The following is a 14,169-nucleotide window of genomic DNA, read 5'->3' as shown; positions in this document are numbered from 1 at the left end:
GCGCCGCCGACGTCCGACCGGTAGTTTTACAATCGCAGTTTCAGTAGAGAAATCTTACTTGCATGACGACGACCGACACCGTTCACGATCGACTCGGGACCGCACGTGACGAGCTGACGACCGGCCAGCTGCTGGCCGTCTTCGCGTTCGTCGCGGCGCTTTCGTTCACGCTGCTCTTCCTGCAGGAACCGCTGGCACACGACGCGATGCACAACTTCCGGCACGCGGCCGGCGTGACCTGCCACTGATCACGATGTTCGTTGACTACCTCGAGCGCGGCGTCCTCGCCGGCGCGATCGGGGGACTCGCCTACGGCGCGTATATGGCGCTGGTCGCGAACCCGCTGGTCGGGTACATGGAGGACCTCGCCGAGGCCGGTTCGGGTCACGAGCACGCACACGCCGCCGATCATGCGCACGCGGCCGGTGAACACGCACACGCCGCCGGCGACCACGCCCACGCGGTAAGCGAGACCACGACCGCGCTCGTCAGCGTCGGTAGCGGCGTCCTCTGGGGTATCCTGCTCGGCGGCGCGTTCGCGCTGGCCTTCTACTTCCTCGAGCCGGCTCTGCCCGGCCGCGGGAGTCTCAAGGCCTACGTACTCGCCGGTGCCGGCTTTCTCGCGGTCTCGGTCGCGCCGTGGCTGGTGCTCCCGCCGGCGACGCCAGGCGCCGATCAAGCGTTCGATCCGACGACCCGGATCGCGATCTACGTCGGCATGATGGCCGTCGGCACGCTCGTCGCCGCGGCGTCGATCTACGGCTACGGGCGCGGCGCGGCGCGAAGCCGCCGGGTCGGGGTAGTGACGGCGGCGGTCCCGATCGTCGTTCTCGTCGCCGCGACGTCGATCGCGGCGCCGACCATCGTGGACGCCGGCGCGCTGCCGGCCGCCCTCGTGACCGCGTTCCGGGGGCTAACCGCGCTCAGCCAGGCCGCGCTCTGGGCGCTGGTCGCCGGCTGTTTCGGATGGCTCCAGACGCGGGCCGACGTACGGGCCGCTGCGGAACGACACGAGGACCTGCTGACCAGCCCATGAAGGATCGAACCGAACACCACCGCGAGCGCCTCGACGCACACGTGTTCGTCTGTGCGAACGAGCGCGAGTCGGAGCACGCGGCCTGCGGCGGGGCCGGCGCCGACGAGACGGTCGCCGCGGTCAAAGACTGGTTGCGCGAACGGGACGCATTCTGGACGGCGGTCTCCGTCAGCACGACGTCGTGTCTGGGACTGTGCAGCGAGAACGGAACCGCGCTCTCGATCCAGCCCCACGACGCCTGGTACTCCGACGTTACGCCCGGCGACGTCCCCGAACTGCTCGCGTCAGCGTTCGGGCCGAACGCCAATCGCGTCGACGACGAATAGACGGTTCGAACGCCCGTTTGTCGGGATTTTGACGGCCGCTTGCGTTCGTCGAGTTCTCGAATTGCTCTCGGGAGGGAGAGCCTCTCGCACCAAATACTGTTGGGAATACGGTTATCACGCTCAAGTTAGACTCTCAGGATAGACGGACGACGCGGTCCGAGACGACGATTACGGTCCCCTCGCGGTGCGGCGAGCAGCGGACCTGAATACTTGTTTTTGTACTTGCAATAAAATAATGGTCCTGTATGTGTTGGCACAGAGAACGTTATGGGATGTATTAGTTAGAATTTAGTTGCGAAAAGTTTACGATGGCATAGTTTCCCTCTCCGAGTGCAGCGCATGACCCTGAAAGCTGACAGTCACCCCCGCTCTTCCGAGTCATCCTCCAATACGGCGGGAGCCGACGAGCCATCCGAGCTCACACCGGACGATATCTTTCACGTCCTCCAGACGAATCGGAGACGGGACGCGATCAGGTATCTACTCGAGAAAGACAACCCCGTAAAGATGCGCGACGTCGCGGAATACGTCGCGGCGAAGGAAAACGAGACGACAGTGGCGAACCTGACGTCCACGCAGCGCCAGCGCGTGTACATCCCGCTGTACCAGTCGCACCTGCCGAAACTGGACGAACAGGACGTCATCGAGTACGACAAACCCCGCGGAATCGTGCGACCGACCGACCGGCTGGAGGTGTTCCGGCCCTATCTCGAAGTGTCGAGCGAGGAGTCCCATCGAACGGACCGGGATCGGCGAGAATCCGAGGCGGACGGCGCCGCCGTTCGGTCCGATACAACCTACTACAGCGCGGCAACCGCCGCGAGCCTCAGTCTGTTGCTCGCCGCCCAACTCGGCGTCCTCACGCTCTCCGGCCTGGTCCTCGGGTCGCTCATCACGCTCCTGTTCGTGCTGGCGACGGCCGTCACGACCCGAGCCGGAGCGCGACTTGCGACGCGGTCGAGTGGTCCGCACCGGACCGACGTGTGAGGCGACGATCCGCTATCGCGGAGACAGGAACACGGGGCTTTACGAGACGACTCCGTTCGTTCGTCCGAACGAGAGCAGCCCGCTGTCCGACTTCTGCTACCCTTCTGCCAACCGTCTGCGCGACACACCGCGGTCTCCGAGCGTCGCTCCTCATTCATACGCTCCGGTCTGCTAGCTCGCCACACGGGCGAGCGGCCGACCGATGGGACTACGGTCGCGGTTCACGATGCACGAACCGAATCCATGACAGACGATACCGAGGAAGGGGCCGAACGGGAACCGAGCGATAGCGCCGACGACGCGACCGACAAGCGACTCGTCGCCGGCTGGCACGGCCGCTACTACGAGGACTTCGCGGTCGGCGACATCTACAAGCACCCCTTCGGCCGCACGGTCACCGAGACGGACAACGTCTGGCTGACCAACCTGACGATGAATCTCAACCCGATGCACTTCAACGAGGCCTACGCCGCCGAGACGGAGTTCGGCGAGCGCCTGGTCGACGGCACGTTCGTCATCGCCCTGGCCGTCGGGATGAGCGTCATCGACGTCTCGGTCAACGCCACCGCGAACCTCGGCTACGACGATGTCCGCCACCACGAGCCGGTTTTTCACGGGGATACCATCTTCGCCGAGAGCGAGGTGCTCTCGAAGCGGGACCTCGAGTCTCGCGATCACGTCGGCATCGTCGAGACCGAACTTCGGGCGTACAACCAACACGGCGACCTGGTGCTCTCCCTCGAGCGGACGCCGATGGTCCTGAAACGCGAGCACGCCCAGCCCTCCGCGGCCGAGCCGCCGGGGTGGCCGGAGGGAATCGGCACGCAACCGGAGGACCTCTGACCGCGCCTCGCGTCCGGAGCGGAACGGCCGCGATCCCGTCGTGAAGACCGCAAGGGGTGCGGTCAGAGGGGAATGACCGCTATTTCGTCGGATCCGCAGGTCGGACAGGTCGTGTCACGCTTCGAGAGCGTCGTCCCGCAGTGGCGACACTCGTAGTGAACGCGCGTTCGTTCCCCCGTCCCTCGACCGCCGCCGATCCACTCGATGAGATCGTCTAGTACTGCCATTCGTGACTGTCACCGGACAGTGTCGGTCATTTCAATAAATACCTTGCGCCACTTGTGTAATTTATTACTCTAGTACTAGACATTTGTGTCCTTTTCCAGTGAATTATCTGATTGTTTCCGACATCAGCGGCAGTATACTATCCGCTGTCCGATCCGTTCGATCGACGAGCCGGCGCGCTCTCGTCGCGATCGTCAACGCCACCGCCAACCTTGATTCGATTCCGCGTGGATCCGAACCTCATGGCAAGATCTGACACCGCCACCGAGGTCGTTCTCGTCGACGGCGCGCGAACGCCGCACGGGACGTTGCTGGGATCGCTCGCGGACGTCGACGCGGTCGAACTGGGACGGACGGCACTCGACGGACTCCTCGATCGCATCGACGTTCCCGGCGCGGACGTCGACTGGGTGAGCCTCGGCAATGCCATCCAGGCCGGCATCGGTCAGGTGCCGGGTCGCCAGGTCGTCGTCGAATCGTCGCTGCCCAACGACACGCGGGCGACGACGATCAACGAGGCCTCGGGATCGGGACTGAGTGCGATCGCGCTCGCTGCCGATCGGATCGCGGCCGGACGCGCCGAGATCGCGATCGCCGGCGGCTTCGAGTCCATGTCGAACGCGCCGTGGATCCTTCCGGGCTATCGGAAGGGACGCCGGTACGGAAACGTCGAACTCGAGGACTCGATGCTCCTCGACTCGCTGTGGGACGTCACCCTCGACGTCCACATGGGCGAGATCACCGAGCGCCTGGTCGACCGCGAGGACGTCCCCCGGGAGGCCCAGGACGAGTACGCGCTCGAGAGCCACCAGTTGGCCGCGGAAGCGATCGAATCGGGCGCGTTCGACGACGAGATCGTTCCCGTCGAGACCAGTAGCGAAACCGTCGATCAGGACGAGGGCCCCCGACCCGAGTCGACCCCGGCGGACCTGGCCGACCTCCCCACCTCGTTCCGCGAGGACGGCACCATCACGCCCGGCAACGCCTCGAAGTTAAGCGACGGGGCCGGCGCGGTCCTGCTGGCCGACGGCGAGACGGCCGCGGAGCGCGGCCTCGACCCGCTGGCGACGCTCGTCGACTACGCGACCGCCTACCGCGATCCGGACCGGTTCAACGAGGCCGTCGGCGACGTCGTCGAGGAACTGCTCGAGCGAAACGACCTGGCGGTCGACGACGTCGACGCCTTCTGGATCAACGAGGCCTTCGCCGCGCAGTCGGTGTACGTCATGGACCGCCTCGGGATTCCGCGGGAGAAGATGAACCCCCAGGGCGGCGCGGTCGCGTTCGGCCACCCGATCGGTGCCTCCGGCGGCATGCTCGCCGCAAGCCTGGCCTCCCAGTTGCGGGCCGATTCCGACGTCGACCGCGGCCTGGTCGGCATGAGCATCGGCGGGGGCGGGGCGATCATGGCGCTGCTCGAGCGGGCCTGACGAGGTTCGAGACGTTTACCCGTCAGCCGTTCCCATAGGCCGGCAATGACGCTGTACTCTCGGGTGCGCCCCCTCGCGTTCAAGCTGCCGGCCGAGACGGCCCACGGGATCGGCAAGCGGACGCTCCGGGCGGCCCAGTCGACCTGGCCGACGCGAGCGGCGCTGTCGTACGCGTACCGGTACGAGCATCCGGCCCTCGAGGTCGATCTGTTCGAGTCGACGTTTCCGAACCCGGTCGGCGTCGCCGCCGGCTTCGACAAGAACGCCGAAGTGACGCACGCGCTCGAGGCGCTGGGCTTTGGCTTCGTCGAGATCGGGACCGTCACACCCTACCCGCAGGCCGGCAACGACCGCCCCCGGCTCTTCCGGCTCCGGGAGGACGAGGGGATGGTCAACCGGATGGGCTTCAACGGCCAGGGGATGGAGACGGTCAGGTCGCGACTCGAGGCCGACGGCACCCCCGGCGTCCCGCTCGGGGTCAACGTCGGGAAGATGAACTCCTCGACCGAGCGCGAGGCGATCGAGGACTACCGGCGCGTCTTCGACCGACTCTCGCCGTTCGCCGACTACGTCGTGGTGAACGTCTCCTGCCCGAACACGCCCGACGAGTTCGACGAGGCCTCGCCCGACCACCTGCGCTCGATCTTCGAGACGCTCGAAGCCGAAAACGACGCTGACGTCCCCATCCTCGTGAAAGTCGGGCCCGACGAACCCGAGGAGTCGCTGTTCGATCTGGTCGACATCGTCGAGGAGTTCGGCCTCGACGGCATCGTCGCAACGAACACCTCCACGAGCCGCGAGGGCCTCGAGTCGCCGCGCCGCGACGAGTGGGGCGGCCTCAGCGGCAAGCCGATCGAGAACCGGTCGACGGCCGTGATCCGTACCCTCGCCGAATATACGGACGGGGACCTCCCGATTATCGGCGTCGGCGGCGTCGACTCCGCGGCAAGCGCCTACGAGAAGATTCGGGCCGGCGCCTCGCTCCTTCAACTCTACACCGGGTTCGTCTACGAGGGGCCCTCGACGGCCAGGCGGATCAACCGCGGCCTGGTCGACCTGCTCGAACGCGACGGCTTTTCGTCGGTCGAAGAAGCGGTCGGTGCGGACCTCGAGTGAGGAGAAAACGGACTCGCGATCAGTCCGCGGATTCGGGATCGCCGATCGCGTCGTCGAGGCCGTGGTGTTCGGCCGGCCCGACGACCTCGTCGGTGCGCGCCTCGCTGATCTCGCGCGTGTCGGTGTCCTCTCGTTGGGACTCGACGACCGGCTCCGCCTCGCCGTCGGTCACAGAGAGGTAGACCGATCTGAGTCGTTCCGTCTTGTCCGTCGCGTCCGGCTCGTCGCTGGCGTCGATCTCGGCGTCCTCGGAGTCTGATTCGGACATGGCGCGGTCTTCGTCGAACCGGTGGGACGGCACCGAAATATAAACTGGCCGCTACTTTCACGGATTGAGAATCGTCACGGGGATCGACTGATCGAGGGTCGACGATCGTCGATGGCGAAGAGACGAACGGCCGCGGTCGGTCTCTCGACCTGCGAACGGGAATGCGTCGCGAGAAGAATCAGTCCACGTCCACACGCGTTCCGTACCCCGACTCGCCGACGACTTCGCCGTCTTCGTAGACGACTTCGCCGCGGACGACCGTCGCGACCGCCTTACCGCGGAACGACTCGCCCTCGAACGGCGTCACGCAGTTCTTCGAGTGTAGGTCCGTCCGATCTTCAAGGGTCCACTCGAGGTCGGGATCGACGATGGTGAAGTCGGCGTCGGTACCGACCTGGAGCGACCCCTTCTGCGGGTACATGCCCCAGACCTTGGCGGGCCGCGTCGAGTGGCGGCGGACCCACTCCTCGAGCGTGAACCGGCCTCGATCGACGAACGTGAGCATGACCGGCACCTCGGTCTCCAGACCGACGAACCCCGAGATCGCGTCCCAGGTGTTTCCGAACGGGTCGTCAACCTTCTTCTCCTCGGGGGTGTGGGGCGCGTGATCGGTCGCGATGCAATCGATCGCACCCTGCTCGATGCCGACGTCCCAGAGTTTCTCCTGTTCCTCGGCGTCCCGGATCGGTGGCTGAATTCTGGCTGGATTCCCCTTCTCGCGCATGACCTCCTCGGTAAACCAGAGATAATGAGGCGTCGTCTCGGCGGTCACGTCGACGCCGCGGTCCTTGCCGCGGGCGACGGCCTCGGCGGCCGACCCCGACGAAACGTGGAACATGTGGACCTTCGCGCCGGTCTCCTCGGCGAAGGTGATCATCCGCTCGACGGCCTCCCGCTCGGCGATCACCGGCCGGGAGTGGGAGTGATCGATCGGATCGTTCCGCCCCTCTGCTTTGAACTGCTCCGTGTAGTGGTCGATGATCTCGCCGTTCTCCTCGTGGAAGCCGAGCCGCTTGCCCGTCTCGCGGATCCGCTCCATCGCCTCGAGGATCTCGCCGTCGCTCGGCGGCGGGACGTCGCCGACCGTCGAGCCGAGGAAGATCTTGTAGCCGAGCGCGCCGGCCTCGTCGATGTCGGGGATCAGATCGAGGTTCTCGCTCGTGACGACCGCGTAGCTCTGGAAGTCGACGTGGGCCGAAGTCTCGCCGCGCTCGAACTTCAACTCGAGGTGCTCGGGCCGATCGATGACCGGGTCCGTGTTCGGCATCCCGACGACGGTCGTCACGCCGCCGGCCGCGGCCGCTCTGGTCGCGGACTCCCAGTCCTCCTTGTACTCGAGGCCAGGCTCCCGGTTGTGAATGTGACAGTCGACGATCCCGGGGACCAGGACCATCCCCTCGGCGTCGAGGACGCGGTCCGCGTCGGGGAGACGGTCGCTCCGGCCGACGGCGACGATCGTTCCGTCCTCGACGGCGACGCCGGCGTCGGGCGTCCGATCCGCGGGCGTGACGACGGTGCAGTTGCGCACGACGAGCTCGACGGTCATTGCCGTGGCATTGCCGAGGACCGCGCATATAGCTTCCCCATTCCTGAACCCCGCTGCTTCCTCGCGACACAGGAACCGTCGATCGAATCCGCCGCCGGTCAGATATCGCGCGTTCGCTCCGTAGGTGCCGTATACCCCGAGGTACCGATCGAATACTAAACAGCGAGGGGGTGGTGGAACGTGGCAATGGATTCGCCAGCGATCCGCGATACGACGATACTCGTGACCGGCGGTGCGGGCTTTATCGGCAGTCACCTGGTCGAGGCGCTGATCCCGCAGAACGAGGTACGCGTCCTCGATAACTTCTCGACCGGCGACCGAGCGAACCTCCCCGACGACGTGACGGTCATCGAGGGCGACGTGCGCGACCCGATGGCGCTGCAGGAAGCGGCCCGCGGCGTCGACGTGATCTTCCACCACGCCGCGGTCGTCAGCGTCTCCCGGAGCGTCGACGAACCGCGCCAGAGCAACCGCACGAACCTCGACGCGAGCCTGCTCGTTCTCGAACAGGCCCGCCAGGAGGATGCCCGGGTCGTCCTCGCCTCGAGCGCGGCCGTCTACGGCCATCCCGACGAGCTACCGGTGCCGGAGACGGCGTCGACGGCGCCCACCTCCCCCTACGGCGTCCAGAAGCTTGCACTCGACCAGTACGCGCGCCTCTACGAGGACCTGTACGACCTTCCGACCGTCGCGCTGCGGTACTTCAACGTCTACGGACCGCGCCAGCAGGGCCCCTACAGCGGCGTCATCTCGACGTTCCTCGAGCAAGCGTGGGCGGGCAAGCCGATCACGGTCGAGGGCGACGGCGAGCAGAGCCGCGACTTCGTCCACGTCAGCGACGTCGTCCGCGCGAACCTGCGAGCGGCGACGACCGACGCGGTCGGCGAGGCGTACAACATCGGGACGGGCCAGCGCGCGACCGTCCTCGAACTCGCCGAGACGATCCGGGACGTGACCGACTCGTCCTCGCCGATCGTCCACCGCGACGCCAGGCCAGGCGACATCAGACACAGCGGCGCGGATACGTCGAAGGCGGATCGCAAACTCGGGTTCGAGGCTCGCGTCGGTCTCGAGTCCGGCCTTCGATCGCTGGTCAGCGAGTCCGATGCCCGGCCGGCGCCGACCGGAGAGGACCCGAGCCCTACGCTCGAATCGAATCAGTACAGTTGACGCCCGTCGAGTCCGGCAGCCATCCCGACGGCAGACGGCGCGCCGCCCGCGCCTGGCCATCGAACGATGTCGGACGGTCGGTCGGTGAGAAATGGGGGCCGGGCGGCAGTGAAACGACGTATTCCGCATCTGTTCACCTACCGAAACATCATCGAAGCGATCACTTACCGGCTAAATCCGGAGTGAATCCGCGCTAACCATTTCGAACGTCCGGTCGAGTTTATTCGGCTCGTCGAACAAAGGGTTCCCATACCATGACCAGCGACTGTCTTCCCGGTCCGGTCTCGATCACGGCCAATGCCGTTCCGCCCCCGCTAGGGAGCGACTGAGTCGGCGTGGACCCACCGTGAACTTGCTCACCGTCCGCGGCGATATATCGGTTGAATTGAATTAACGCTCATCGTGAAATACAGCTAAAATGCTAACAGTCCATGTCCGATAAAAAGCGATTTGTAGAGCGGCCACGACGGTACAGGACGTGAATCGAGTGAACGAGAACCCTCTCCAGGCGCCATGAGCTCCCTTCACCGAGTTGCCACGTCCGTCGAGACGCTCGCGCCATCGACTAACGGAGCGATCGCGTCCGAAATCGTCGCGGAATCGACCGCCGTCCGGCCGCTCCAACTGGAGGGGGGCGCGCACCTCGCTGCCCTCGTGGGGATGTTCGCGCTCGCGCTTCTCGGCGGGATCCTCGTCGCTCGCAACCGGTACGAGGAGCCGGACTCGCTCGCCGCCGATCGGGAACCGGACCGCGAGGAGTTTATGACCGATCGGGAACGGGTTCGGCAACTCCTCCAGGATAACGGCGGTCGAATGAAACAGTCACACATCGTCAACTCCGTCGACTGGTCGAAAGCGAAGGTCAGCCGGCTGCTCGCCGACCTCGAGGAAGACGACCAGATCACGAAACTCCGCCTCGGGCGGGAGAACCTGGTCTGTCTGCCGGGACACGAGCCGACGGCTTCGAAGTCACCGGAGCAAGCCAACGACGACTAGTGTCAGTCGCGGTGCTCGCACTGTTTCTACTGCTGCCACTGTCACCGACGCTGACAACGGATCGAGCCGGGCCATTCCTATCAGCAATCGTTGTTTTCCGCGATCGAACGAGCGACTGAATACGCCCCGCGTTGGCCGTAGTATCCGATTTCTATGCGTAATGGTTCTGCCGGTTTATCCCCGGAAATCACGACAAAACGGATGCCTCTACGGCAACCATGAACGCACGCAATCAGTTACTCACACTTGTCGTCGCCTTGATGCTCGTCTGCTCGAGCGGGGCGATGGTCACAGCGGCGGCGGGCGCTGGGACCGTCGAGCAGAGCGACGAGGTCGAAGGCGACGAGGTCGACCAGAACCAAACGGACAACGAGACGACGGACGGACCGGTAGGTGATGACGGAGACGTCGAAAACGCCACGGCAGACGATGACGACGGACTCGAAAACGAGTCTGTCGCCGACGACGGCGAGCAACAGTCCGCGTACGTGACGTTTGAAGACCAGGCGACCGACGGTGAGACGGTCGTCGTCGAAAACGTCTCGATGGCGAGCGGGGGCTTCGTGACGATCCACGATAGTAGCCTTCTGGTGGGTGACGCCTTCGAGAGCGTCATCGGCACGTCGGCATACCTCGAAGCGGGGGCCCACGAGAACGTCGAGGTCACCCTCGACGAGCCGCTTGAGGAGGATGAAACGCTGATCGCGATGCCGCATCGCGACACGAACGACAACCAGGAGTACGACTTCGTCGAGACCGAAGGCCAGGCTGACGGGCCGTTCCTCACGGCCGACGACGAGCCGGTGACCGACGACGCAGTGGTCTCCGTCGATGGGACTGACGAGGGACCGGTCGCGGACAACGAGACCGAGGATAACGAAACCGGCGACGTCGTTCAAGAGCCGGTCGACGAGAACAAAACCGATACCGTCGATGAAGAACCGGTCGCGGACAACGAGACCGAGGATAACGAAACCGGCGACGTCGTTCAAGAACCGGTCGACGAAGAACCGGTCGACGAGCAGCCGATCGACGACAACGAGACCGACGGCGTCGACGAAGGACCCGTTGCGGAAGAACCGGTCGATGAAGAGCCCGCCGCGGCCGACGAACTAACGATCAACGTCATCGTCGAACAGCTCAACGTCCACCTGGTCACGCAGGACGAACTCAACGACTCTCAGGACGACATGTTCGGCGAGGACGAGGCCGCTGACAACGGCCTCGACGCCGAACCAAGCGAGGACAACGAAACTGACGGCGTCGAGGACGAACCCGTTGAGGGGCAGCCGATCGAAGACGGCGAGGATAACGAAACCGACCTTGACGAAGAGCCGGTCGACGAGCAGCCCGTCGAAGACGGACCGGTTGACGATAACGAGAGCGCTACGGATGCCGAAGCCGAGTTCGGCGACCGAGATCTGTCCTTCGAGAATGTGGCGATCACCGTCTCCGTCGAGAACCTCGAGATCCAGGGCGCTGACGGCGCACTTGGCCACCTCGGTATGTTCGGGGACGAATCGGCTGCGGAAGAGCCGACTGACGATAACGAGACCGACGACGGTCTCGATGTCGATACCGACACCGAAACTGCGGACAACGACACGGCCGCCGGAATCGGAGACGAGACGAACGAGACGAACGAGACGGACGATACTGACGTCGCTCCCGTCGAAGACGATGTGGACGGAGACGATGACCGCGCGAGCGACGAAGCGGGCGACGGTCACCAAATCCAGATCACCATCGAAGAGGCGACCGTCTTCGTTGTGCTCGAAGATGGCGATGAAATGCCGATTGAAGAAGAGCCGGTCGACGAAGAACCAGTTGAGGACGAACCCGTCGATGAAGAGCCGGTCGATGAAGAGCCGGTGGAGGACGAAGAACCGACTGAAGACGAGAACGTGACCGACGATGTCGATGAAGAGCCGGTGGAGGACGAAGAACCGACTGAAGACGAGAACGTGACCGACGATGTCGATGAAGAGCCGGTCGACGAGGAACCGGTGGAGGACGAAGAACCTGCTGAGGACAACGAAACTGACGCCATCGAAGACGAACCCGCCGACGAAGAGCCGACCGAAGACGAGAACGTGACCGACGATGTCGATGAAGAGATCGACGGAGAGGTGACGGCCGAGTCCTTCGTCGTGAGTGAATTCGACGCGCCCGAGGAAGTCGCAGTCGGTGAACCGCTCATCGCGACGGCAACTATCGAGAATCCGACGGATGAGGAACGGACCGAATCCGTCGAGTTCCGGCTCAACGGTGACTTCGTCACCGGGGAGGAAGTGACGCTCGAAAGCGGCGAGAGCGCGAACGTCGAGTTCCAGGTCAACACGAGCAGTTTCTCGCCCGGGTCGTACATCCAGATGGTACTGACCGAACAGTCCGGTCAGGTCGCGACCATCGAACTAACTGAGGGAGAAGAGATCGAGACCGACGAAACCAACGAGACCGACAACGGTGACGATGATCTGACGAACGGCGACGTTGAGTCGTCGATCGGTCACGTCGCGGCCTAACGGCCTCGACTATCGCACCGCCACCGACGAACGCATCGGCTCCAACGGACGGCGCGTCTTTTCCCGTCGTCGCGAATACAGCGGCGATCTTCTTTCGGTGAGTTCAGCACGCAGACGAGACGCACGTCACGGCCTGGCCAACGCTCGTAGCGGCGGAAAGTGCAAGAGCGGCGAAGCGGGTCGCTCGTGAGGGGAGGCGGGCCGAGACTCAGGCGAGGAGCTGATAGAGGCTGCTGGCGCCGGCGGCGAGCAACACCAGGACGCTCGAGAGCACGGGATCGATCGCGGAGACGACCGGAACGCCGAGTCCGGCCAGCGCGATGACCGCGAGTCCGAGAACGCAGAGCCCGAGGTGGAGTTGAAGGACCTGCGAATGATCGTCGTTGTGACCGTCGACGTACCGGAGCACGTCGTCGAAGTGCCGGCCAGGCCGGATCGTCTTCGCCTCCGAGTCGTACTCGATCACGGCGTCCTCCTCGAGCTGGGGGAGATGCGTCTGTTGGAGTGAGACGTAGACGCTCTTGTAGAGGTTGTTCGGGACGGGCGTGGTGTCGGATTCGGTGGCAGCGATCTCGCTCGCGACGTCGGAGACGTCGACCTGGCCGCCTTCGTTCGCGAGCAACTGCACGATAGCCCGCCGCCTATCGTTACCGAGGATGTGAAACACCTCGCTCTCCTCGAGCGGTTCAGTTCTGTCCGTTTGAACTGACATCGATCGGGGAGACAGGGGGAGAGTTCTCGAGGGGCAGTCCACCACCAGTGACCATGTACCCCAACTTCTCCCACCACTAACTTTAACTTTTGCAGGTTACGCCATCGTCCGTTTCGGCGGGTGAAATCGAGGGACGCGAGCATCGCCGTAAGGGGAGGATACAATTAACCGCGCTGTTGGGTCACCGACGGTTCGCAGTACCTCGTCGCGATATTGCGACGCTGGCACGACGCGGGAGTAACGAGCAGGCGATGGACGCCGGGTTGGACAGAGCGGGGAAGAAGGGGAAAATAGGGGAGAACGGACGATGACGCACGCGTCGCGGCCGCGACGATCGACGACACCCCTCGGTGACGACGGCGACGGCTGCCGGTCACTGAGTCGGGGCGACAGAAAACGATGACGTGTGTAAGCGACGCGAATACCGGTGTCGGGACCGGATCAGTTATCGGCTTCCGGGGAGATGGCCGCCGGACTGCATCTCCCGATAGGTTGTACAGGATGGACAGCCGTGGACGACGTCACCGTTGTCACCGAAGACGCGAGCGAACTGCTGTGTCACGTGCGTGCCACAGTTTCGGCAGCGAGCGCCGGCCGTCGACGATTCCATGGGCTTCCAGTCTTGCTGTTGAGGGGTCATGGTTTGTGGGGGTGTACTCGGACGAGCGACGAACTGATGCGCCGCCGATCGGCCCGCGGACAGCGGTCCTGTGTCGGTGGGGCTCGTCCGGGCATCATCGTACCGAGGGGAGCAGATGCGAATAAAGGACGGAGACCGTTCACCCGGTACGTGCACTCGGAAAGCTGGAAACAGCCTATTTCTGGCCTCTGGAGCCGGTGAGAATGCCCAAATAGGCCGAAAGTAGACCGAATCGATAATCAGCCAACAAACGACCTCAATCCGAATTCACTCGTATTGGGGCGTCTTGGGTCGTCAAACAGCGAGTTGATCGCTTCGCAAGCCGGTCTAAAGCAGTAGTTTCTCGATC

15 protein-coding genes are annotated in these 14,169 nt (G+C 64.4%); 10 read left to right on the top strand and 5 right to left on the bottom strand.

The features are described from left to right. Positions 1 to 62: 62 nt before the first annotated feature. From BMY29_RS01875 to BMY29_RS01855, 5 genes are all read left to right on the top strand, one after another. Positions 63 to 248 (top strand): CbtB domain-containing protein, encoded by a 186-nt coding sequence (locus BMY29_RS01875; RefSeq protein ID WP_049992234.1) that lies wholly within the window; start codon positions 63 to 65, stop codon positions 246 to 248. A gap of 5 nt (positions 249 to 253) precedes the next feature. After that, entirely contained in the window at positions 254 to 1,036 is a 783-nt protein-coding gene (locus tag BMY29_RS01870; protein ID WP_049992235.1) for a CbtA family protein, read from the top strand. Next, on the top strand, positions 1,033 to 1,362 hold the full coding sequence (locus BMY29_RS01865; RefSeq protein ID WP_049992236.1) for a (2Fe-2S) ferredoxin domain-containing protein: 330 nt from the start codon (positions 1,033 to 1,035) through the stop codon (positions 1,360 to 1,362). Before BMY29_RS01870 ends, BMY29_RS01865 begins: the two co-directional genes overlap by 4 nt. A 339-nt stretch (positions 1,363 to 1,701) precedes the next feature. Further along, on the top strand, positions 1,702 to 2,349 hold the full coding sequence (locus BMY29_RS01860) for a DUF7344 domain-containing protein (protein WP_074854609.1): 648 nt from the start codon (positions 1,702 to 1,704) through the stop codon (positions 2,347 to 2,349). Positions 2,350 to 2,592: 243 nt separating this feature from the next. Further along, entirely contained in the window at positions 2,593 to 3,192 is a 600-nt protein-coding gene (locus BMY29_RS01855) for a MaoC family dehydratase (protein ID WP_049992290.1), read from the top strand. A 62-nt stretch (positions 3,193 to 3,254) separates the two neighbouring features. On the opposite strand, the gene BMY29_RS20840 is transcribed toward BMY29_RS01855, so the two are convergent. Beyond that, the gene (locus tag BMY29_RS20840) at positions 3,255 to 3,419 is read right to left on the bottom strand and encodes a hypothetical protein (RefSeq protein WP_173424960.1); all 165 of its coding nucleotides are present in this window, start codon (positions 3,417 to 3,419) and stop codon (positions 3,255 to 3,257) included. Positions 3,420 to 3,659: 240 nt separating this feature from the next. Here BMY29_RS20840 and BMY29_RS01850 point away from each other — a divergent pair, with 240 nt between their 5' ends. Together BMY29_RS01850 and BMY29_RS01845 are read left to right on the top strand one after the other, a co-directional pair. Then, the gene (locus BMY29_RS01850) at positions 3,660 to 4,847 is read left to right on the top strand and encodes a thiolase family protein (RefSeq protein ID WP_049992296.1); all 1,188 of its coding nucleotides are present in this window, start codon (positions 3,660 to 3,662) and stop codon (positions 4,845 to 4,847) included. 45 nt (positions 4,848 to 4,892) lie between these two features. Further along, positions 4,893 to 5,963: a quinone-dependent dihydroorotate dehydrogenase gene (locus BMY29_RS01845; protein ID WP_049992291.1), complete on the top strand. Its 1,071-nt coding sequence runs from the start codon at positions 4,893 to 4,895 to the stop codon at positions 5,961 to 5,963. 19 nt (positions 5,964 to 5,982) lie between these two features. Here the strand turns inward: BMY29_RS01845 and BMY29_RS01840 are convergent, their stop codons facing one another. Further along, complete coding sequence (locus tag BMY29_RS01840; RefSeq protein ID WP_049992292.1) at positions 5,983 to 6,231, bottom strand: hypothetical protein; 249 nt, start codon at positions 6,229 to 6,231, stop codon at positions 5,983 to 5,985. A gap of 178 nt (positions 6,232 to 6,409) precedes the next feature. Beyond that, positions 6,410 to 7,777 carry an allantoinase AllB gene (gene allB / locus BMY29_RS01835; RefSeq protein ID WP_049992293.1) on the bottom strand — a complete coding sequence of 456 codons (1,368 nt, stop codon included), beginning with the start codon at positions 7,775 to 7,777 and terminating at the stop codon, positions 6,410 to 6,412. Between the two features lie 186 nt (positions 7,778 to 7,963). Between allB and BMY29_RS01830 the strand changes: the two genes are divergently transcribed. The 3 genes from BMY29_RS01830 to BMY29_RS01820 all read left to right on the top strand — a co-directional run bounded on the left by BMY29_RS01830 (position 7,964) and on the right by BMY29_RS01820 (position 12,468). Beyond that, positions 7,964 to 8,947, top strand: coding sequence for an NAD-dependent epimerase/dehydratase family protein (locus BMY29_RS01830; RefSeq protein ID WP_049992294.1), 984 nt, complete (start codon positions 7,964 to 7,966; stop codon positions 8,945 to 8,947). A gap of 513 nt (positions 8,948 to 9,460) precedes the next feature. After that, a complete protein-coding gene (locus BMY29_RS01825; protein WP_049992295.1) occupies positions 9,461 to 9,943 on the top strand; it encodes a helix-turn-helix transcriptional regulator in 483 nt (160 codons plus the stop codon). 218 nt (positions 9,944 to 10,161) lie between these two features. Continuing rightward, a complete protein-coding gene (locus BMY29_RS01820; RefSeq protein WP_074854608.1) occupies positions 10,162 to 12,468 on the top strand; it encodes a DUF7282 domain-containing protein in 2,307 nt (768 codons plus the stop codon). 208 nt (positions 12,469 to 12,676) lie between these two features. Here the strand turns inward: BMY29_RS01820 and BMY29_RS01815 are convergent, their stop codons facing one another. Both BMY29_RS01815 and BMY29_RS20835 read right to left on the bottom strand, forming a co-directional pair. After that, complete coding sequence (locus tag BMY29_RS01815; protein WP_049991651.1) at positions 12,677 to 13,180, bottom strand: DUF7344 domain-containing protein; 504 nt, start codon at positions 13,178 to 13,180, stop codon at positions 12,677 to 12,679. A 445-nt stretch (positions 13,181 to 13,625) separates the two neighbouring features. Continuing rightward, a complete protein-coding gene (locus BMY29_RS20835) occupies positions 13,626 to 13,790 on the bottom strand; it encodes a DUF7563 family protein (protein WP_173424944.1) in 165 nt (54 codons plus the stop codon). Positions 13,791 to 14,169 lie beyond the last annotated feature (379 nt).

It is taken from the genome of Natrinema salifodinae (assembly GCF_900110455.1).
Taxonomy (GTDB): Archaea; Halobacteriota; Halobacteria; order Halobacteriales; family Natrialbaceae; genus Natrinema; species Natrinema salifodinae.
Note: the sequence above shows the minus strand (reverse complement) of the source record. Positions and strands in the feature narration are given on the sequence as shown.